Origin of the sequence: Rhodococcus sp. 06-470-2 (assembly GCF_002258235.1) — a bacterium.
Classification (GTDB): domain Bacteria; phylum Actinomycetota; class Actinomycetes; order Mycobacteriales; family Mycobacteriaceae; genus Rhodococcoides.
Map to the genome: position 1 here is coordinate 93,031 of NZ_NOYB01000016.1, position 21,649 is coordinate 114,679.

Below are 21,649 nucleotides of genomic sequence, written 5' to 3' on the forward strand. Positions count from 1 at the left end.
CCGAACGTACTCTCGATCCCCCTAAGCTGAGGTGTCCATTCGGGAAGGGAAACCACAGTGAGCCAGACGGCAACCGACCAGCGCGCCACCGGTAAGGAGTGGCTCGGCCTCGCAGTGCTGGTGGTGCCGATTCTCGTCGTGTCGATGGACATGTCGGTGTTGTACCTGGCCCTGCCGTTCATGACGGCCGATCTCGAACCCACCAGCAATCAGTCGTTGTGGATTCTCGACATCTACGGATTTCTGCTTGCCGGCCTACTGATCACCATGGGCTCGCTGGGCGATCGCATCGGCAGGCGCACCCTGCTCATGATCGGTGCCATCGTGTTCGGAGTGGCGTCTCTGGCCGCGACGTTCTCCACCTCTCCCGAGATGCTGCTCGCGGCGCGCGCTCTGCTGGGAATCGGCGGAGCCACCATTGCGCCGAGCACACTGTCGTTGATCCGCAACATGTTTCACGACCCCACTCAGCGAAAGGAAGCCATCGGCCTGTGGACTGCCGGCTTCGCCGGTGGAGCAGCAGTGGGCCCTGTCATCGGCGGTGTTCTGCTCGAACACTTCTGGTGGGGCTCGGTGTTCCTGATCAACATTCCGATCATGGTGGTACTTTTCGTCGCCGCCCCGTTTCTGGTCCCCGAGTTCAAGGACTCCGACCCCGGGAAGTTCGATCCCATCAGCGTGATTCTCGCTATCTCCTCGATGCTCTCGATCGTGTTCGCCATCAAACACGGCGCACAGGAGGGGATCGACGCGGCAACGATCGTCACCGCGCTCGTCGGGCTGACGCTCGGTGCAGTGTTCGTCGTCCGGCAACGGAAGGCAGCACACCCTTTGATCGACGTCACGCTGTTCGCCGAACGTGCCTTCAGTGCAGCCGTCGTCGTGCAGTTCCTGGTGATCTTCGCGATGACCGGCTTCAGCCTGTTCGCCGCGCAGTATCTCCAGCTGGTAGTCGGGCTCGGGCCGCTCGAGGCCGGATTGTGGTTGTTGATTCCCGCCGCGGCTGCAGCGACCGGAGCTGTGTTGGCACCGACGATGAGTAAGGTCATCCATACGGGCACCATCATCGCCTGCGGCCTGGCTTTCATCGGATTCGGTTGTGTGGCAATGGTCTTCGTCACCAGCAACTCGGGCCTACCCTTACTCCTGACCGGGATGGCTCTGCTGACGTTCGGCATCGGCGCGGCGTCGACGCTCAACTCCGACATCGTCCTGACCGCCGCGGCACCCGAAAAGGCCGGTGCCGCATCGGCACTCTCGGAAACCGGAGCCGAACTGGGCGGCGCCGTGGGTATCGCGATCCTCGGCACGATCGGCAGCACCGTCTACCGGCACCGCATGGACGACGCCATCCCCGCGGGCACCCCTGCCGAGATAGCGGACCCCGCACGAGAAACCATAGGCGGTGCCGTCGCCGTCGCGGACTACCTGCCCGAGCCGTTCGCCTCGCAACTGACCACCGTCGCGAACTCGTCGTTCGTCGACGGCTTCAACCTCGCGGCCGGCTGGAGCGCCGGTCTGATGGCCGTCAGCGCTGTGGCGGTTTTCGTGCTGCTACGCCGTCAGACCGCGTCGGCGAGGTAGCGCGCCAACCACCGAGTCGCGGACTGGCCGCCCCCGACGTCGTAGCTCTGGTACTCCTGGTGGATACCCGAACGGTAGAACGCCTCGATCTCACGCTGACGCTGAGCGTTCGCCTGGTCGGTGAGCTGGCCCTGCAACACCGGCAGACCACCGGCCGCGGCGAGGTCCGCGATCAGGGACTGCGCTTCCTGCGAGTACTGATCGGCGACGTTCGGCGCGGGGTTGGACGAGACGGCCAAGAAGCCGGCCAGCCGCGCGACGTAATCGTCCTTGGGCGTCGAGCAGTACAGGTCGCCGACGGCACAGAACGTCCGCACCACGGGGCTGACGTAGCCGAATCCACCGACGCGGGGTCCACCGACCCCGGTTCCGACCACGGCGGGTCCCACGAGAGCGTCGGTATCGGAGCGCTTCGGGTCGGAGATCAGCCCCACGGCGACCACCTTGTCCGCGGGCACCACGCCCACTCCGGTGCCGATGGCCGCGGCGAGATCGCCCGCCGCGTCGGCACCCTGGCTGTACCCGATGATGCCGAGTTTTGTTGCGCCACAGCGATTCACCATGGCCTCGAGCATGCCGCCCGCGTTGGCGACGGCTTCGGCACGCGATTGCCCGTACACCTCGCCCTCCCATGGGAACGCGGTCGCGGGATACGAGACGTAGTCGGTGCGGATGTCGCCACCGAGACGATCGGTGACGTCGGTCAGCATGCCCGGCTTGGGGGCCGCACCCGAGCTGGTCTCCCAGGTGCCCGGAATGGCCACGACGTACATCGCCGGACAATCGGCCGGGTCTGCGGCGGCGGGCGATGCCGTTCCGACGACGATTCCGGATGCAACAGCTGCAGCGACGCCGATACCGGCGCAGATCTTCTTGACACTCATGGGAGGGGGCCTCACTGGTGGTCGAACGCGCTTCGTTGTTCGATCACCACAATGACAGCGGCCTGTGACCATCAGATGCCTACATGGTTAACGGACGTAACCGTGTGTCGAATGGCAGCGGACAGCAGACGAACTCGAAGTTGTGGACGGAATCGGACCTCGATCCGTCCACAACTTCGAGCTCGGCGGAGAAACGCGACTTACCGCTGCGGTGCCTGAGTGGGCACGATCGGCGCCGGCAGCGCCGTTGCTCCCTGCAGGAAGGTGTCGACGGCGGCCGCGCAGGAGCGGCCCTCGGCGATGGCCCACACGATGAGCGACTGGCCGCGGCCCATGTCGCCGGCCACGAACACGCCGGGGACGTTGGTGACCCACTCGTTGGTGCGCTCGACGTTGCCGCGCTGGTTGAAGTCGACACCCAGGTCGGTCAGCAGGCCGCCCTTCTCCGGTCCGACGAATCCCATGGCGAGCAGAACCAGATCGGCTTCGAGGGTGAATTCACTGCCCTCGACCTTCTCGAACTTGCCCGCCTTGAACTCGACCTCACAGGCCTCGAGTGCGGTGACCTTGCCGTCCTCGCCGACGAAACGCTCGGTGTTGACCGAGAAGACGCGTTCGCCACCCTCTTCGTGGGCCGAGGCCACCCGGTACATCAGTGGGTACGTCGGCCACGGGGTGGACGTCGCACGCTCCTCGGGCGGGCGGGCCATGATCTCGAACTGGTGGACGCTTTCTGCGCCCTGACGGTGCGAGGTACCGAGGCAGTCGGCCCCGGTGTCGCCGCCGCCGATGATGACGACCTTCTTGCCCTCGGCGCTCACCGGCGGCGCGGCGAAGTCGCCCTGCTGGACGCGGTTGGCGTGCGGCAGGAACTCCATGGCCTGGTAGATGCCGTCGAGCTCGCGGCCCTCGATGGGCAGGTCGCGCCATGCGGTGGCACCGCCGGAGAGGACCACGGCATCGAACTGCTCCCGCAGTTCGTCGGCCGAGATGTCGACGCCCACATCGACACCGGTGCGGAAGACGGTGCCCTCGGCCTCCATCTGCGCCAGGCGACGGTCGATGTGGCGCTTCTCCATCTTGAACTCGGGGATGCCGTAGCGCAGCAATCCGCCGATGCGATCTGCCCGCTCGAACACCGTGACGGTGTGCCCGGCGCGGGTGAGCTGCTGCGCTGCAGCGAGTCCCGCGGGTCCGGAGCCGACGACGGCGACGGTCTTGCCGGTCAGGTGCGTCGGGTAGACCGGCGTGACCCAGCCCTCTTCGAAGGCCTTGTCGATGATCTCGACCTCGACCTGCTTGATGGTGACCGGATCCTGATTGATGCCCAGGACACACGCTGCCTCGCACGGGGCGGGGCACAACCGACCGGTGAATTCCGGGAAGTTGTTGGTGGCGTGCAGTCGATCGATGCTGTCGCGCCAGCGGTCCTTGAACACCAGGTCGTTCCACTCGGGAATCAGGTTACCCAGCGGGCAGCCGTTGTGGCAGAACGGAATACCGCAGTCCATGCATCGACTGGCCTGCGTGCGCAAGGTGTCCTTCGAGAAGTCCTCGTAGACCTCTTTCCAGTCCATCAGGCGCAGGTCGACGGGGCGCCGCTTCGGCACTTCGCGGACCGTGTTCTTCAGAAATCCCTGTGGGTCACCCACGAGCTGCCTCCATGATCGCTTCGTCCACGTCCGCGCCGTTCTTCTCGGCTTCGGAAATGGCCAGCAGTACCTTCTTGTAGTCGCGAGGCATGACCTTCACGAAATGGTTCACCTGCTGTGACCAATCCGCGAGGATCCGCTCGGCCACCTCGGAGCCGGTCTGCTCCTGATGGCGGGTGACGATGTCCTTCAGCCAGGTGAACTCGTCACCTTCGAGCTCCTCGATGTCGACCAGCTCGGTATTGAGGTTGGCCTCGAACGTCTTGTTCGGATCGAAGACGAACGCGACTCCGCCGGACATACCGGCACCGAAGTTGCGGCCCGTCGAGCCGAGGATGACGACCTTGCCGCCGGTCATGTACTCGCAGCCGTGATCTCCGACGCCTTCGACGACGGCGACGGCACCGGAGTTACGAACGGCGAAACGCTCGCCGACGACGCCGCGGATGAGAGCCTCACCGCTGGTGGCACCGAACAGGAACACGTTGCCACCGATGATGTTGTCCTCGGCGACGAATCCCTTCGGAGCATTCAGCGACGGACGCAACACCAGATGTCCACCGGAGAGTCCCTTGCCGACGAAGTCGTTGGCATCGCCGTTGAGTCGGAGCGTCATACCGGAGGGCACGAACGCACCGAAACTGTTGCCGGCCGAGCCGGTGAAGGTGATCTCGATGGTGTCGTCCGGCAGACCGACGCCGCCGTACGCCTTGGTGACCTCGTGCCCCAGCATCGTGCCGACGGTGCGGTTGACGTTGGTGATCTTGGACTCGAACGCGACCTTCTCACCCCTGTCCAACGCATTGCGGCTGGCCGAGATGAGCTGCTGATCGAGCGCCTTGTCGAGACCGTGATCCTGGACGCCGGTGTTGTAGAGATTCTGGTTCATGAACGCCGACTCGACCTCTTCGAGGATCGGTGCCAGATCCAGCTTCGACGCCTTCCAATGCTCCTTGGCCGCGGTGGTGTCCAGCAGACCCACCTGACCGACGGCCTCGTCGAGCGTACGGAACCCGAGCTCGGCCATGAGCTCGCGAACCTCTTCGGCGATGAACATGAAGAAGTTCTCGACGAACTCCGGCTTGCCCGCGAAACGCTTGCGCAGCAACGGATTCTGGGTTGCAACACCGACGGGGCAGGTGTCGAGGTGGCACACGCGCATCATGATGCAGCCCGAGACGACGAGCGGAGCGGTGGCGAAACCGAACTCCTCGCCGCCGAGCAGAGCGGCCACCATGACGTCGCGGCCGGTCTTGAGCTGACCGTCCACCTGCACGACGATCCGATCGCGAAGCCCGTTGAGCAGCAACGTCTGCTGCGTTTCGGCCAACCCGAGCTCCCACGGTCCACCCGCGTGCTTGACCGACGTCAGCGGCGTCGCGCCGGTGCCGCCGTCGTGGCCCGAGATGAGCACCACGTCGGCGTGCGCCTTGGACACACCGGCGGCGACCGTTCCGACGCCGACCTCGGAGACCAGCTTCACGTGAATGCGGGCCTGCGGGTTGGCGTTCTTGAGGTCGTGGATCAGCTGCGCGAGATCCTCGATGGAGTAGATGTCGTGGTGCGGCGGCGGCGAGATCAGGCCGACGCCGGGCGTCGAATGCCGAACCTCGGCGACCCACGGGTACACCTTGTGCGCCGGAAGCTGGCCACCCTCACCGGGCTTGGCTCCCTGCGCCATCTTGATCTGGATGTCGGTGCAGTTGGTCAGGTAGTGCGAGGTGACGCCGAAACGTCCCGACGCGACCTGCTTGATGGCACTGCGTCGCCAATCGCCGTTCTCGTCCGGCTCGAACCGCGAGACGTCCTCGCCGCCCTCACCTGAGTTCGAGCGCCCGCCGAGACGGTTCATCGCGATGGCGAGGGTCTCGTGCGCCTCGGCCGAGATGGAGCCGTAGCTCATCGCGCCGGTCGAGAAACGCTTGACGATCTCGCTGGCCGGCTCGACCTCGTCGATCGAAATAGCCTGTCGCTCTTCGGTCTTGAAGCGGAACAGACCGCGCAGCGACGCGAGGCGCTCGGACTGGTCGTCGACCATCTTCGTGTATTCCTTGAAGATGTCGTACTGACCGGTGCGAGTGGAGTGCTGCAGCTTGAACACCGTGTCCGGGTTGAAGAGGTGGTACTCCCCTTCGCGACGCCACTGGTACTCACCGCCGGTTTCGAGCTCGCGGTGCGCACGCTCCTGACGGTTGTCCAGGTACGCCACCGCGTGCCGCGCTGCGACGTCGTCGGCGACCTGATCGAGATCGATACCGCCGAGGTGGCTGTTGAGGCCGGTGAAGTACTCGTCGACCAGTTCCTGCGAGAGGCCGATGACCTGGAACAGCTGGGCTCCGGTGTACGACGCGAGGGTCGAGATGCCCATCTTGGACATCACCTTGAGTACACCCTTGCCCGCGGCCTTGATGTAGTTGGCGACGGCCTTGTCGAACTCGATGTCGGTGAGGGCACCGCGCTCGATCATGTCCTCGATCGACTCGAACGCCATGTACGGGTTGACCGCTGCCGCACCGAATCCGATGAGCAGAGCCATGTGGTGCACCTCGCGGGCGTCACCGGCCTCGATGATCAGACCGACCTTGGTTCGGGTCTTCTCGCGGACGAGGTGATGGTGCACTGCCGAGGTGAGCAGCAGCGACGGAATCGGAGCGAGCTTCTCGCTGGACTCACGGTCCGAGAGCACGATGATCCGCGCGCCGCCCGAGATGGCAGCGGACACCTGAGCGCGGATGGCCTCCAACGACTTTCGGAGGCCCTCACCACCCTCGGACACCGGGTAGAGACCGCGCACGACCACCGAGCGCAGCTCTTCCTGCGTGCCCTCGTCGTTGATGTGGACGAGCTTGGCGAGGTCGTCGTTGTGCAGGATGGGCTGCGGAAGCACGATCTGCTTGCAGCCGTCGGCACCCGGGTTGAGCAGATCGCCCTCGGGTCCGATGGTGCCGCCGAGGCTGGTGACGATCTCCTCGCGGATGGCGTCGAGTGGCGGGTTGGTGACCTGCGCGAACAGCTGCGAGAAGTAGTCGAACAGCATCCGCGGGCGAGCCGACAGCACGGCGATCGGGGTATCGGTACCCATGGAACCGATGGCCTCGGCACCGGACTTCGCCATCGGCGAGACCAGCACGTTCAATTCCTCGGTGGTGTACCCGAAGATCTGCTGACGGATGAGCACGCGGTCGTGCGGCATGTGCACGTGCGGACGCTCGGGCAGGTCGTCGATCGAGGTCAGGCCCTCGTCGAGCCACTGCTGGTACGGATGCTCGGCGGCGAGCTCGTCCTTGATCTCGTCGTCGGAGACGATGCGGCCCTGCGCGGTGTCCACCAGGAACATGCGGCCCGGCTGCAGGCGAACCTTGCGGACGACCTTCGACGGATCGATGTCGAGCACGCCGACCTCGGAGGCCATGACGACCAGACCGTCGTCGGTGACCCACAGCCGGCTCGGGCGCAGGCCGTTGCGGTCGAGAACCGCGCCGATGACGGTGCCGTCGGTGAAGCACACCGAGGCCGGTCCGTCCCAGGGCTCCATCAACGAGGAGTGGTACTTGTAGAACGCCCGACGTGCGGGGTCCATGGACTCGTGCCGCTCCCAGGCCTCGGGAATCATCATCAGCACGGCGTGGGGCAGGCTGCGGCCGCCGAGGTGCAACAGCTCGAGCACCTCGTCGAAACGTGCTGTGTCACTTGCGCCGTGGGTGACCACGGGGAAGATCTTCTCGAGAGCCTCGGAGCCACCGAACACGTCGGAGGTGATGAGTGCCTCGCGGGCGCGCATCCAGTTCTCGTTGCCGGTGGCGGTGTTGATCTCGCCGTTGTGGGCGACGCGGCGGAACGGATGTGCCAGCGGCCACGACGGGAACGTGTTGGTGGAGAAGCGCGAATGCACAAGTCCCAGTGCGCTTTCCACACGCTCGTCCTGCAGGTCCAAGTAGAAGCCCTTGAGCTGAGGCGTCGTCAGCATGCCCTTGTAGACGAACGTCTGCGAGGACAGCGACGGGAAGTACACGGTTTCGCGGCCGGGGCCGTCCTTGCCCGCGCCCTCTTCGCCCAGCTCGTGCTCGACGCGCTTGCGGATGACGAACGCGCGCCGCTCGAGGTCGAGGTCGGTGACCGACGCGTCGGGGGCCGCGAGGAACAGCTGACGGAAGGTCGGCATCGCGTCGCGCGCCAGAGCTCCGAGGGAGGAGTCGTCGGTGGGGACCTCACGCCAACCCAGAACCGACAGGCCCTCGCTCTCGACGATGCGCTCGACACCCTCGCAGGCACGCGCGGCATCGCTGCGGCCCTGGGGAAGGAACGCGACACCGGTCGCGTACGCGCCGGCAGCGGGGAGCTCGAAATCTACGACGGCGCGGAAGAACGCGTCCGGAACCTGGATCAGAATGCCCGCACCGTCACCGGTGTTCGGTTCGGAGCCGGCAGCACCGCGGTGCTCGAGGTTGACCAGTGCGGTGATCGCCTTCTCGACGATGTCGCGACTGCGTCGACCGTGCATGTCCACCACGAACGCGACACCACAGGAGTCGTGTTCGTTGACGGGATCGTAGAGGCCTTGCGGGCCCGGAGTGTGCTTCATACCTAGCCTTCGGATAAGTCCAGCCTTGATACTCGTCGGCGACGGTGTGGTGTAACCGGCTGCACGAACGGCCTGCGGTGCGTCCTCGCCGTTGAAGCAGCACCTGTCGATCGTCGACGCTTTCCCCTGCACGAGCGGGTGAGCTCATGGTAGAAAAGTGAGGGTCTCGACGGATCCGGCCGTGGTGAGGCCGATCCAACTACGAACGATAAGTCAGCACCTGGGTGCCCCCGCAAATAAGGTAAGCCTATTATGGGCTTTCACCTGCGAATTCTCGTACACGAGACGCCATCGAGACCGGGTACTGGACCACCCGGCCGACATCGGCCGAGAATCACACGCCTGTAGGACGATTCGAGGAACGGGCCGCGAAGAAACCGACCCGGAAGAAACTACTGGCCGCAGCGATCGAATCAGCTGCGGCCAGTGTGGTGGGCGGAGGGGGACTTGAACCCCCACGTCCCGAAGGACACTGGCACCTGAAGCCAGCGCGTCTGCCATTCCGCCACCCGCCCGGGTAACGGCGAGAACACTAACACGCACCATGCCGCGCTCGAAAATCGCCGCGTCGGGCAGCCGGGAGCCGACCGCGGCGGGCAGTCCCCGTCGGCGGCACCGTATATCATGCTTGCAGCGCGACTTCGTGATGACACGCGGCCGTCGCGTCCTGCACACCAGCAGGCACCACACGGTGGAAGAACACAGTGAGAGGAGGGGTCACGATGGGCATCGTTCAACGTTTCGAACGCAAGCTCCAAGGCGCTGTCGGCGACGTCTTCGCCCGCGTGTTCGGCGGAGGCGTCGTACCGGCGGAGGTGGAGGCAGCGCTCCAGCAGGAAGCGTCGGATCTGGTTCGGCCCCTGGACGGCGGGCATCTGCTGGCACCCAACAGCTACGTCATCACCATCAACAGCTCGGACCACGACGAGCTCGCCGGCGACCGAGAACTCACGGTCAAGGCGTTCTCACGCCATCTCGGCGATTACATCCGCGATCAAGGCTGGCAGACCTACGGCGACGTGGTGGTTCGATTCGAGCCGTCGCCCACCCTGCACACCGGACAGTTCCGTGCCAGTGGCTCGGTCGATCCCGATGTGGGACGATCGGCGACTGCTGGCCGCAACGCGCAGCAGGGTGCCTCGGCCCCGAAGAACGTATCGGCTCCGCCGGCACCCAGTCCCGTCCCTTCAGCTACGCAGCGACCGTCTGCCCCACCGATGTCGATACCAGGAGCCGGCCACATGACGCAGAACCCAGGCTACGACCCGCAGCGCGATCCCGCGGACGGCCATCGTCCCGATCCGCGCACGCGCAACGGTTACGCCGGTGGCCAGGATCCGCGCTACCCCGCACGTGAGCAGAACGGGTACGACGCCCAGGCTTACGCGCCTGCCGATCACGATCCGCGCTACGACCAGCAGCCGTACAACGGTGGCTACGACGAGCAGTCGTACCCCGAGCAGGGTCAGGCGTACAGCGCGGCCGGCCAGGAACAGGGCTACGACCCCAACGCCTACGGCGCGCCCGGCGGCCAGGATCAGGGTTACGGTGCCCAGGGTTACGACGCGCAGGGGTACGACGGCCAGGCATACGACGCGCAGGCCTACAACGCGCAGGGCTACAACGGCCAGGGCTACGACTACAACGCCGCCGAGCAGGGTGCCGCGTACTCCGAGGCCCCCTACCAGGAGCAGGCGTACAACGACCCGGCCGGCCGGTATGCCGAGCCTCAGGCCGCCGGATATCAACAGCCCGGCTACCAGCAGCCCGGCTACGACTACCCGCCTGCGCCGGCCGCCTACGGCCGTGGCTATCCGCAGGGTGCGGGCGACCGCGGGGACGGTTACGGATACGACCAGCCCGCCTCGTACGCAGGGCGGAGCCAGGCGCTCGCCGCCACGCTGCAACTGGAGGACGGCAGCGGCCGCTACTTCCAGCTCCGTGACGGTCAGAACATCATCGGCCGTGGCCAGGATGCACAGTTCCGGCTCCCCGACACCGGTGTCTCGCGTCGACACATCGAGATCCGGTGGGACGGCCGCGTGGCCATGCTCTCCGACCTCGGTTCCACCAACGGCACCACCGTCAACGGCGCTCCGGTGCAGGACTGGCAGTTGGCCGACGGCGACGTCATTCGGGCCGGTCACTCCGAAATTCTGGTTCGGATCGTCTGACGATCGACGTGGGCTCGGGTGGGGGTTCGACTCGCACTCTCGTCCACCCGTATGTCGTCGACACGAGCTGCTTCACCCTATGATGCTGCGAGGCAACCATGTCTGCCGCGCCGCGACTTTGCGCGTGTGCGGAACACGGGTCGATTGCGAAGGAGGAGGTGAATCGTCGTGCAGGGATTGATTCTGCAACTGACAAGGGCGGGCTTCCTGCTCTTGCTGTGGTTCTTCGTCTGGGCCGTCCTTCGCACCTTGCGCAGTGACATCTATGCGGCCGCAGGCATGCGAGTGCCTCCTCGCTACTCCGGCGGCTCGAAAGTTCTCCCGTCGTTCAACAAGCAGAAGGTGGCCAAGTACCTCGTGGTGACCCAGGGCGGTCTCGCCGGAACGCGCATATCGCTGGGCACGCAGCCCGTCCTCATCGGGCGAGCGGACGACTCCACTCTCGTTCTGACAGACGACTACTCGTCGACGCGGCATGCGCGCATCTCGCCCCGCGGCGGAGATTGGTACGTCGAAGACCTCGGCTCGACCAACGGCACCTACCTCGACCGCGCGAAGGTGACCACCGCCGTTCGCGTCCCCCTGGGAACCCCTGTCCGCGTCGGCAAGACCGTGATCGAGTTGCGCCCGTGACCCTCGTCCTTCGCTATGCCGCCCGCAGTGATCGCGGTCTGGTTCGATCCAACAACGAGGACTCCGTGTACGCCGGGGCTCGCCTACTGGCGTTGGCCGACGGCATGGGCGGTCACGCCGCCGGTGAAGTGGCCTCGCAGTTGATGATCGCGGCATTGGCTCATCTCGACGACGACGAGCCCGGCGAGGATCTGCTGGGCAAGCTCGAGGCGGCCACCCGCGAAGGCAACGCGTCCATCGCAGATCAGGTCGAGGACGAACCCGAGCTCGACGGCATGGGGACCACACTGACCGCAATCCTGTTCGCGGGCAAGCGAATCGGACTGGTACACATCGGCGATTCGCGCGCGTACATGCTGCGCGACGGCTCGCTCACCCAGATCACCCGAGACGACACCTTCGTTCAGTCTCTCGTCGACGAAGGCCGCATCACCGCCGAGCAGGCGCACACACACCCGCAACGGTCCTTGATCATGCGTGCCCTCACCGGCAACGAGATCGAGCCGACGCTCACCGTTCGGGAAGTGCGCGCAGGCGATCGATATCTGCTGTGCTCCGACGGCCTCTCGGACGTCGTGAGCGACGAAACCATCGAGAACACTCTGAACGAGGGCGAGACGGGACCCTGCGCCGACCGACTGATCGAACTCGCGCTTCGCAGTGGCGGGCCCGACAACGTGACGGTCGTCGTCGCCGATGTGATCGACCTCGACTACGGACAGAGCCACCCCATCCTCGGCGGTGCCGCCAGCACCGAAGACGAAGAGGACGCCCCTCCGCCCAACACCGCAGCAGGGCGCGCCGCAGCGATGCGTCCCCCCCGTACGACGCCCAAGCGCGTCACCGCTCCGGTTGTCGCACCGGAGAAGAAATCGCACAAGCTGCGCTGGACACTCATTGCCCTGACCCTGGTCGTTCTCGCCGGAATCGGTGCAGTGGTGGCCAATTCGATCATCAAGGGCAATTACTACGTCGGTGCCGACAACAGCAAGGTGACCGTGCTGCGCGGGCTGCCCGGCTCGGTGCTGGGGTACTCGCTGCAGAGCGTCGAACTGATCGGCTGCCTCGACGACGACGGAGCCGTCACGTTGACCGCGCCGGATGCCGCCCCGGCGGACTGTGTTCCGTTCGAGATCGACGATCTTCTGCCTGCTGCACGTGAGCAGGTCACGGCCGGGTTGCCGTCGGGATCTCTCGACGATGCGCGCGGTCAGGTCGAGCGGTTGGCCTCCGGGGACCTGCTTCAGGTCTGCGAGACCGAGCCGGTCGTGACCACGACCGTCGAACCGACTCCGACGGCGATCATCCCGCCGCCCGCCGCCCCGCTGCCGCCCACGGTCGAACCCACTCCTGAGGCAGCACCGACCACCACAGCGGTGCCGACACCGACGGTTCCGCAAATTCCCGGTCAGAACTGCAGGACCGGTACTCGATGAGTTCCAATCCGTCCGCGGGAGGATCCTTTCCGAGTCCGCCCGAAGGGTTCGCGCCCGCGCCGGTTCAATCCAACCGACGCGGCATCGAACTGCTGTTGCTCGGCGCTGCCGTTCTGATCACCACGATCTCCTTGGTTCTGGTCGAAGCCAGTCAGGAACAGACCATCACCTGGGATCTGGCGAAGTACGCGGTGGCGTATCTCGCGCTGATGACGGTGGCGCACCTGGCGGTACGCCGTTTCGCTCCCTACGCGGATCCGTTGCTGTTGCCGATCGTGGCGTTGCTCAACGGACTCGGTCTGGTGCTCATTCATCGCCTCGATCTGGCCGACGAGCAGCAGGCCCAGTATCTCGGCAACCCCATTCCGTCGCCCGATGCCAACCAGCAGGTGCTGTGGACGACGCTGGCCATCGCCGGGTTCGTCGCTCTGCTGGTGCTGCTGCGCGATTACCGCACCCTGGCTCGCTACGGCTACACCGTCGGACTCGCCGGACTGGTGCTCCTGGCCATCCCGGCCATGCTGCCGTCGGCATTCTCCGAGGTCAACGGATCGAAGATCTGGATCCGACTACCCGGCTTCAGCATTCAGCCCGGTGAGTTCGCGAAGATCCTGCTGCTCGTCTTCTTCGCTTCACTGCTGGTGGCCAAGCGCGAACTGTTCACCGTCGCCGGCAAGCACTTCCTCGGAATGGACTTCCCACGGGCACGCGATCTGGGGCCGATCCTGGTCGTCTGGATCGTCTCGGTCGGCGTACTCGTGTTCGAGAAGGACCTCGGTACGTCGCTGCTGATCTTCGGAACCGTCCTGGTGATGATCTACATCGCCACCGAACGCGTCGGCTGGTTGATCATCGGATTCGGGCTGTTGCTCGTCGGATTCCTGTTCGCGTATCAGGTGTTCGGCCACGTCAAGATCCGCACCGACACCTGGCTGCACCCGTTCGACGACTACAACGACACCGGCTACCAGATCGTCCAGTCCATGTTCAGCTTCGCCACGGGCGGGTTGGCCGGCACCGGGCTCGGCAGCGGTCGCCCGTCCCAGGTTCCGTTCGCCAAGACCGATTTCATCATCGCGACGGTCGGAGAGGAACTCGGCCTCATCGGCCTGACCGCGGTCCTGATCCTGTACTTGCTGTTCATCATTCGCGGCTTGCGTACCGCGCTGGCCGTCCGCGACAGCTTCGGCAAACTGCTGGCCGCAGGTCTGTCGTTCACCATTGCCATCCAGCTGTTCGTCGTCGTCGGCGGCGTCACCAAACTCATCCCACTGACCGGCCTCACCACGCCGTATCTGTCCTACGGAGGATCGTCGCTTCTCGCCAACTACCTGCTCCTCGCGCTGCTGATCAAGATCTCCGACGCAGCCCGTGAGCCGGCAACGCCCAAGAAGAAGCCCGCTCCCGCAGCGCCCATCGCGGAGGCACCCACCGAGATGGTGAAGCGCGCATGAACACTCCCCTGCGCCGCGTCTCCATCGCCGTGATGGTCATGGTCGTTGCGTTGCTCGCCAACGCCACCTACCTCCAGGTCATCAAGGCCGACGATCTGCGCACCGACCCCAGGAATTCGCGAGTACTGCTCGACGAGTACTCGCGCCAGCGCGGTCAGATCTCGGCAGGCGGCCAGGTACTCGCGTCCTCGGTCCCGACCGACGACCGCTACAAGTACCTGCGCACCTACCCGCAGAATTCGATCTCCCCCGCCAGCCCGCAGGCCAACGCGCCGATCACCGGCTACTACTCGATGCTGTACTCGAGCAGTGGCCTCGAACGCGCCGAGGATCCCGTCCTCAACGGATCCGACGACCGGCTCTTCGGCGGACGCCTGTTCGACCTCATCTCGGGCCGAGATCCCCGCGGCGGCAACGTCGTCACCACCATCGACCCCGTCGTTCAGCAGGTCGCGTACGACCAGCTGACCGCCAAGGGATACACCGGTTCGGTAGTGGCCCTCGACCCCGCCACCGGCAACATCCTGGCCATGGCCAGCACCCCCAGCTACGACCCGAACCTGTTGGCCAGCCACGACGGCAGCACCACCACCGAAGCGTGGGAGAACCTGAGCAACGATCCCGAGAAGCCGATGGTCAACCGGGCGATCTCGCAGACCTACCCACCCGGATCGACGTTCAAGGTGATCACCACCGCAGCCGCACTCGAAGCGGGCGCGACACCGGACGATCAACTCACGGCCGCGTCGAACATCACGTTGCCGGGGACATCGACGACACTGGAGAACTACAACGGGTCGACGTGCGGCGGTGGCCAGACGGCAACCCTGCGCGAAGCGTTCGCACGCTCGTGCAACACCGCCTTCGTCGAGCTCGGCATCGACACCGGGGTCGACAGGATGCGTGAGACCTCCGCGGCATTCGGCATCGGTGAGGACTCGACCATTCCGCTCACCGTCGCCGACAGCACCATCGGGCCCATCGACGACGACGCCGCGCTCGGCCAATCCAGCATCGGCCAGCGCGACGTGGCGCTGACCCCGCTGCAGGACGCCGTCATCGCCGCCACCGTCGCCAACGGCGGCGTGCGTATGGCCCCGAACCTGGTGCAGCAGCTGCAATCTCCCGACCTGTCGGACCTCTCGAGCTACCAGCCCAAGGCCATGGGCGAGGCGATCAGCTCGGCGACCGCGGCGACGCTGACCGATCTGATGATCGGCTCCGAGAACAACACCAGCGGCGAAGGCAAGATCCCCGGCGTCCAGATCGCGTCGAAAACCGGTACCGCAGAACATGGTTCCGACCCGCGCAACACCCCACCGCACGCGTGGTACATCGGATTCGCACCTGCCGACGACCCCAAGGTCGCCATCGCCGTCATCGTCGAGGACGGCGGCGACCGAGCTCTCGCCGCAACCGGTGGATCCGTGGCCGCCCCCATCGGGCGAGCCGTCATCGCAGCCGCATTGCAGGGGAGGTGAACGTACGGTGCCATTGAGCAACGGGGCTGTCATCGCCCAGCGCTACCGACTGCTGCGCCTGATCGCCACCGGCGGTATGGGTCAGGTGTGGGAGGCGATGGACAACCGCCTGGATCGCCGAGTGGCGGTCAAGGTACTCAAGGCGGAGTTCTCCGAGGACCCGGAATTCCTGCAGCGCTTCAGGTTCGAGGCGCGCACCACCGCGCAGCTGAACTACCCCGGAATCGCCGGGGTCTACGACTACGGCGAGACCCGCGACGGCGCGGGCGAATCACTGGCCTACCTGGTGATGGAACTGGTCAACGGTGAGCCGCTGAACGCGGTGTTGGGCCGGATGTCCCGGTTGCCGCTCGGCCATGCCCTCGACATGCTCGAGCAGACCGGCCGCTCCCTGCAGATCGCGCACACCGCAGGCGTCGTCCACCGCGACGTCAAGCCGGGCAACATCCTGATCACCCCCACCGGGCAGGTCAAGATCACCGACTTCGGCATCGCGAAAGCGGTGGACGCGTCGCCGGTCACCAAGACCGGAATGGTCATGGGCACAGCGCAGTACATCGCCCCCGAACAGGCACTCGGCGAAGAGGCCACCTCGGCTTCCGACGTCTACTCGCTCGGAGTCGTCGGATACGAAGTACTCGCGGGCACGCGGCCGTTCGTGGGCGACGGCGCCCTGACCGTGGCCATGAAGCACGTCCGCGAGACGCCGGCACCCATGCCGCTCGACCTGCCCCCTGCCGTACGCGAACTCATCGAGATCACGATGGTCAAGGACCCCGCCGCGCGCTACGCCAACGGTGGCGAGTTCGCCGACGCCGTCGCGGCGGTCCGCGCAGGTCGTCGCCCGCCCGCACCCGGAAACTCCCGCGGTACGGGCACCGGCCGGGTCATGATGCCGGGCGTCGTACCCAGCCCTGCGGCGCCGCCGTCGAGCACCCAGATGATGCCGACATCGCAGCGCGAGTACCGCGGACCGGTCACCGGAACGGCAGCCGCCGCAGTCCCCGAGTCCACCGGAATGTCGTCGGCGCAGAAGGCCCTCGCCTGGGGCGGCGCCGGACTGCTGCTGCTGGCCATCCTCATCGGCGGTTACGTGCTGTTGACCGGGGGCAGGGACGACACGCCGACTCCGTTCGTGCCGCCGACCACCACGACCACGCAGCCGACCACCACCACGACCACAACCACCGAACCGACGACGACCACGGAAGAAACCACCACCGAAGAAACCACGACGACCACGACGACGACCACCACCGAGGCGCCGACGACCACCGAGGAAACCACGACGACCACGGCCGAGCCGACGCAGACGACGACGAGACGGCCGCTGATCGAGATTCCATTCCAGCAAGATCCTCGAGGACAACAATGACGACTCCCCGTACGCTGTCCTCTCGCTACGAGCTGGGCGAGATACTCGGTTTCGGCGGCATGTCCGAGGTTCATCTGGCACGTGACACTCGGCTGGATCGCGACGTCGCCATCAAGGTCCTGCGCGCCGATCTCGCTCGCGACCCCACGTTCTACCTACGCTTCCGACGTGAAGCCCAGAACGCGGCCGCCCTGAACCACCCCGCCATCGTCGCCGTGTACGACACCGGCGAGGCCGAGACCGAGGCCGGACCGCTCCCGTTCATTGTCATGGAGTACGTCGACGGCGACACCCTGCGCGACATCGTGCGCGCCGAGGGACCCATGGCGCCGCGTCGGGCCATGGAGGTCATCGCCGACGTCTGTGCTGCACTCGATTTCAGCCACCGCAACGGAATCGTGCACCGCGACGTCAAACCCGCGAACATCATGATCAACAACGCGGGCGCCGTGAAGGTGATGGACTTCGGCATCGCGCGTGCCATCGCCGATTCGTCGTCGCCGATGACCCAGACCGCCGCCGTCATCGGGACCGCTCAATATCTCTCACCCGAGCAGGCCCGCGGCGAACAGGTCGACGCTCGATCGGACGTCTACTCGCTCGGATGTGTGCTGTTCGAGATCCTCACCGGCGAACCGCCGTTCAAGGGTGATTCACCGGTCGCCGTCGCCTACCAGCACGTGCGCGAGGATCCTCAGCTGCCGTCGTTGGTCAACGACACCGTGCCGCGCGAACTCGACTCGATCATCCTCAAGGCGATGGCCAAGAACCCCGCCAACCGCTACCAGAGCGCCGCCGAGATGCGTACCGACCTGGTCCGTGTCCTCGGAGGTCAACGCCCGAGCGCCCCGATGGTCATGAACGACGAGGACCGCACCACGATCCTCGGATCGGTCGACTCCCGGCAGGCAGACTTCTCCGGCGCGGACAAACCGGCCGCAGCCGCCGCACCCCGTGCGTCGAGGCACGCCGAACGCGAGGACGAACCCAAAAGCCGTCGCGGACTCAAGATCGCCCTCGTTTCCGCGGCGTCGATCATCGTCGTCGCGATCGTCGGAGCATTCCTGTGGTCCCTCGGTCCCGGAGCGGAGCCCACGTCCGTCACCGTGCCGTCCGTCGCCGGACTCGTCGCGGACGAGGCCCAGCGGGAACTCGAGAACGTCGGACTACGCGTCACCGTGCAGGAGAGGCCGGATGCGTCGGTCCCCGAGGGTTCGGCGATAGGCACCAACCCGGCCGCAGGGTCACAGACCGAATCACCGGGAGACATTCAGCTCGATGTCTCCTCGGGCCCGCAGCAGGTGCAGGTGCCGCGACTGACCGGACGAACGCAACAGGAGGCGGCAGACGCCTTGAACGAGGTGGGCCTCGAACTCGATCCCACCGTCGCCCGTGCGCCGTCGACGCCGGAGAACCTCGACAAGGTCATCGAGCAGAACCCGTCCTCGGGCGTGAGCATGAACGCCGACTCGCAGGTTCGCATCACGCTCGGTTCGGGGCCTGCGCAGGTCCGGATGCCCAACGTCGTCGGCCAGCTCGTCGACGTCGCGCAGCCGAACGTCGAGGGTGCCGGGCTCCGTGTCCAGATACAGAACATCGACTCGAGTCAGCCGGTGGGACAGGTCGTCTCGACGGACCCGACCGGTGGTGCCAACGTCGCCGAGAACACCGTCGTGACATTGCGGGTCTCCAACGGAGACAAGATTCCGATGCCGGACCTGTCCGGCCTCACCGAGGCTCAGGCCCTCACATCGCTGGAATCGGCAGGGTGGACCGGAACTGCGTCGAACCTGTCGACGTCGAGGCAGTCGACACTCGATCCACTGATGGTCGGGCGAATCGTCAACCAGACGCAGCCGGCAGGCTCGGAGATCAGCAAGACCGACACCATCACCGTGAGCATCGGGGCGCTGGGAATCCCCAGCGGCAACTAGCCGCGTCGAGGCCGGCTCAGGCGAACGCCTCGGCGACCTGGGCCTCGAGCTTGGAAACCAGACCCTGGTCGGTGGGCATCCCGCAGACGGTCAGCCAGTTCGCCAGCATGCGGTGGCCGCCCTCGGTGAGGATGGACTCCGGATGGAACTGGACGCCGTGAATCGGTAGTTCGGTGTGCCTCATGGCCATCACCAGACCGGATTCGGTGCGCCCGATGATCTCGAGTTCGTCCGGGATCGTGTCCTCCCGGACGGTCAGCGAGTGGTAGCGAGTGGCCGTGAACGGCTCGTTCATCCCCTCGAGAACTCCGACGCCCGAATGGTGCACCAGGCTGGTCTTACCGTGCAGCAGTTCCGGGGCCTTCTCCACCGTCGCACCGAAGGCTGCACCGATCGCCTGATGGCCCAGACAGACCCCGAGCAGGGGCGTCTTCGCGCGAGCGCTGGCCGAGACGAGATCCATCGTGGCACCCGCGCGCTGCGGCGTGCCCGGCCCCGGGCTGAGCAGAATGCCGTCGAACCGGCCAGCAACGGCGTCACGGTCGGTGAGGCGCTCGTCGTCGTTGCGCCAGACCTCGACATCGGCATTCAACTGGCCCAGGTACTGGACGAGGTTGAAGACGAAGCTGTCGTAGTTGTCGACGACGAGAATACGCATGTGGACAGCGTACTCAGCGAGGCTGTGCATACCGCATGCGCACCGATTCGGAGTACGCGGGCACCGAGAGGTTCTCGGACGCTGCGACGTCGTAACGGAGGCCGTATCGAAGCGCGTACTGCTCGTACAACCGCACACCCGGCTCGTTCTTCAAGGCCGCGCGCAACCGATCCGAATCTCCGATCGCTGTCATCACGTACGGCGGACTGTACGTTCGCCCGCCGAGCAGAAGGGTGTTCCCGATGCACCGCGGAGCCGACGAGGCCACCAGGCGTTGATCCTGCATCGCGATCGCCGACGCGCCGCCGGCCCACAACGCGTTGAGCACGCTCTGGACATCGACCTGATGAACCACCAGATCGTCGACGGACGCGTCGGACGCGTACGAGCCGTCCGGTCCACGGGGAGCGTCGGCCATCGTGACGGTCACACCCCCGCCGGACGCGGGCTCGCGTCCCGCCGCGTCGGCCAGGGAATCGATACGCACCAACGCATCGGCAACCTCGGTGTCCCCTGTCGCAGTGCGTTGCTGGATGGACTCGACCTGCTGCTCGAGCGCGTCCCGGCTCCGCTGGGCATCGTCACTGCTGAGTCGGGCCGCATCGACCAGATCCGCGAGCCGAGTGGTGTCCCCGCCGCGCAGCTCGGAGCCGTCCGAGACATGCCTGGTGGTGCCGAGCAGCAGACCCACGACAGCGCACACCACAACGGCGAGCACCCACCAGCGCGTGTCGGCGGGGGCAGTCGATCGTCGTCTCACGGGTGCTCGCAATTTGTCCGGTGGGTCGGTGCTGGGCTCACCTGCGTTAGCGTGTACAGCAACCGGTTCGGTGACCGTCACGGTCCTCGAGGTGACAATAGCCTGGGGATGCGCGGCACCCGCCGATCCACAGGTTCCGACCGTAAGTTGTCCACAGGTACGGCCGCAGTGCCACCGGCCGTCACGAACACGAAGAGGAAGCAATGCCGAAGTCGAAGGTACGGAAGAAGAACGACTACACGATCAACCCGGCGAACCGTACGCCGGTCAAGGTCAACGCCGGGCCGTCACCGGTCTGGTACGTGGTGCTGATGCTGGGATTCATGCTGGTCGGGCTGCTGTGGCTGATCGTCTACTACCTGGCTTCCGAGGACATCGCCTTCATCGGGAACCTCGGCGCCTACAACTTCCTGATCGGCTTCGGGTTCATGGTCGTCGGACTCGTGATGACCATGCGGTGGCGCTGAGAGCCGACCGAGTTACATCGATGTCATTCATCCCCAATGTGGATAAACCCTGTGGATAACTCTACGAACGATCCACAGGGTGTGTACGAACAGCAGTGGGCGACGCCCCTCGTCGCCGTCGCAGCCCTGGTCGTGGGCGGAATTGCGCTCGGAATCGGAGCCGCATTCTCATCCACCGACGCAGCCGGAACATTCCTCGTCGGCCTCGCCGCCGTCGGAATGTGGATCATCGCCGCACTCGCCGCCGCACAACGCCCCCGACTGGCCATCACCCACGACGGATCACTGGTGATGAAACGCCTCGGCGGCAAACACACGTACACCCGCAATGACATCGTCCGCATCAAAATCGTGAAATACCCACGACTGGGCCGACGCGTCCCGATGCTCGAACTCGACGTCCGCCCACCCGGCGAAGACGACGACCGACTCATCATCTTCGGCAGATGGGACCTCGGAACCGACCCCCGAGATGTGTACGACGCACTCGAAATACACGGTCTGGTGCCACGCAACTCCTGACCGCACGGCCCCCAGGGGTCACTCAATGTGACATTCAGTGGCCTTTTGGGGGG

Annotated in this window: 15 protein-coding genes and 1 tRNA gene; 10 read left to right on the top strand and 6 right to left on the bottom strand. The window is 65.7% G+C overall.

The features are described from left to right. Window positions 1-57: 57 nt before the first annotated feature. Entirely contained in the window at window positions 58-1,584 is a 1,527-nt protein-coding gene (locus tag CH276_RS09480) for an MFS transporter (protein WP_094628996.1), read from the top strand. Here the strand turns inward: CH276_RS09480 and CH276_RS09485 are convergent. The 4 genes from CH276_RS09485 to CH276_RS09500 all read right to left on the bottom strand — a co-directional run bounded on the left by CH276_RS09485 (window position 1,563) and on the right by CH276_RS09500 (window position 9,217). Continuing rightward, window positions 1,563-2,468 (bottom strand): cutinase family protein, encoded by a 906-nt coding sequence (locus CH276_RS09485; RefSeq protein ID WP_032397009.1) that lies wholly within the window; start codon window positions 2,466-2,468, stop codon window positions 1,563-1,565. The genes CH276_RS09480 and CH276_RS09485 overlap by 22 nt on opposite strands. 200 nt (window positions 2,469-2,668) lie before the next feature. After that, entirely contained in the window at window positions 2,669-4,120 is a 1,452-nt protein-coding gene (locus tag CH276_RS09490; RefSeq protein ID WP_045197790.1) for a glutamate synthase subunit beta, read from the bottom strand. Further along, window positions 4,113-8,702 (bottom strand): glutamate synthase large subunit, encoded by a 4,590-nt coding sequence (gltB, locus tag CH276_RS09495; protein ID WP_032397007.1) that lies wholly within the window; start codon window positions 8,700-8,702, stop codon window positions 4,113-4,115. Before gltB ends, CH276_RS09490 begins: the two co-directional genes overlap by 8 nt. A gap of 429 nt (window positions 8,703-9,131) precedes the next feature. Further along, window positions 9,132-9,217 (bottom strand) — tRNA-Leu (locus tag CH276_RS09500). A 207-nt stretch (window positions 9,218-9,424) separates the two neighbouring features. On the opposite strand from CH276_RS09500, the gene CH276_RS09505 reads away from it, so the two are divergent. The 7 genes from CH276_RS09505 (at window position 9,425) to pknB (ending at window position 19,189) form a co-directional block, all read left to right on the top strand. Continuing rightward, a complete protein-coding gene (locus CH276_RS09505; RefSeq protein ID WP_094628998.1) occupies window positions 9,425-10,876 on the top strand; it encodes a DUF3662 and FHA domain-containing protein in 1,452 nt (483 codons plus the stop codon). Window positions 10,877-11,044: 168 nt separating this feature from the next. Further along, window positions 11,045-11,509 carry an FHA domain-containing protein FhaB/FipA gene (locus CH276_RS09510; RefSeq protein WP_032397005.1) on the top strand — a complete coding sequence of 155 codons (465 nt, stop codon included), beginning with the start codon at window positions 11,045-11,047 and terminating at the stop codon, window positions 11,507-11,509. Continuing rightward, window positions 11,506-12,945, top strand: a complete 1,440-nt coding sequence (locus CH276_RS09515) for a PP2C family protein-serine/threonine phosphatase (protein WP_045197786.1) — start codon at window positions 11,506-11,508, stop codon at window positions 12,943-12,945. Before CH276_RS09510 ends, CH276_RS09515 begins: the two co-directional genes overlap by 4 nt. Beyond that, on the top strand, window positions 12,942-14,399 hold the full coding sequence (locus tag CH276_RS09520) for an FtsW/RodA/SpoVE family cell cycle protein (RefSeq protein WP_094629000.1): 1,458 nt from the start codon (window positions 12,942-12,944) through the stop codon (window positions 14,397-14,399). The genes CH276_RS09515 and CH276_RS09520 overlap by 4 nt, the downstream gene beginning before the upstream one ends. Next, window positions 14,396-15,880, top strand: a complete 1,485-nt coding sequence (locus tag CH276_RS09525) for a peptidoglycan D,D-transpeptidase FtsI family protein (protein WP_032397002.1) — start codon at window positions 14,396-14,398, stop codon at window positions 15,878-15,880. Before CH276_RS09520 ends, CH276_RS09525 begins: the two co-directional genes overlap by 4 nt. A 7-nt stretch (window positions 15,881-15,887) precedes the next feature. Next, window positions 15,888-17,255, top strand: a complete 1,368-nt coding sequence (locus tag CH276_RS09530) for a serine/threonine-protein kinase (RefSeq protein ID WP_032397001.1) — start codon at window positions 15,888-15,890, stop codon at window positions 17,253-17,255. After that, complete coding sequence (gene pknB / locus CH276_RS09535; RefSeq protein WP_094629002.1) at window positions 17,252-19,189, top strand: Stk1 family PASTA domain-containing Ser/Thr kinase; 1,938 nt, start codon at window positions 17,252-17,254, stop codon at window positions 19,187-19,189. The genes CH276_RS09530 and pknB overlap by 4 nt, the downstream gene beginning before the upstream one ends. Before the next feature lie 16 nt (window positions 19,190-19,205). On the opposite strand, the gene CH276_RS09540 is transcribed toward pknB, so the two are convergent. Then, window positions 19,206-19,847, bottom strand: a complete 642-nt coding sequence (locus CH276_RS09540; protein WP_045200668.1) for an aminodeoxychorismate/anthranilate synthase component II — start codon at window positions 19,845-19,847, stop codon at window positions 19,206-19,208. 13 nt (window positions 19,848-19,860) lie between these two features. Continuing rightward, window positions 19,861-20,607: a DUF881 domain-containing protein gene (locus CH276_RS09545; RefSeq protein WP_094629207.1), complete on the bottom strand. Its 747-nt coding sequence runs from the start codon at window positions 20,605-20,607 to the stop codon at window positions 19,861-19,863. A 203-nt stretch (window positions 20,608-20,810) separates the two neighbouring features. Here CH276_RS09545 and crgA point away from each other — a divergent pair, with 203 nt between their 5' ends. Continuing rightward, window positions 20,811-21,074, top strand: coding sequence for a cell division protein CrgA (gene crgA / locus CH276_RS09550; protein WP_032396997.1), 264 nt, complete (start codon window positions 20,811-20,813; stop codon window positions 21,072-21,074). 36 nt (window positions 21,075-21,110) lie between these two features. Continuing rightward, entirely contained in the window at window positions 21,111-21,596 is a 486-nt protein-coding gene (locus CH276_RS09555; protein WP_094629003.1) for a PH domain-containing protein, read from the top strand. Window positions 21,597-21,649 lie beyond the last annotated feature (53 nt).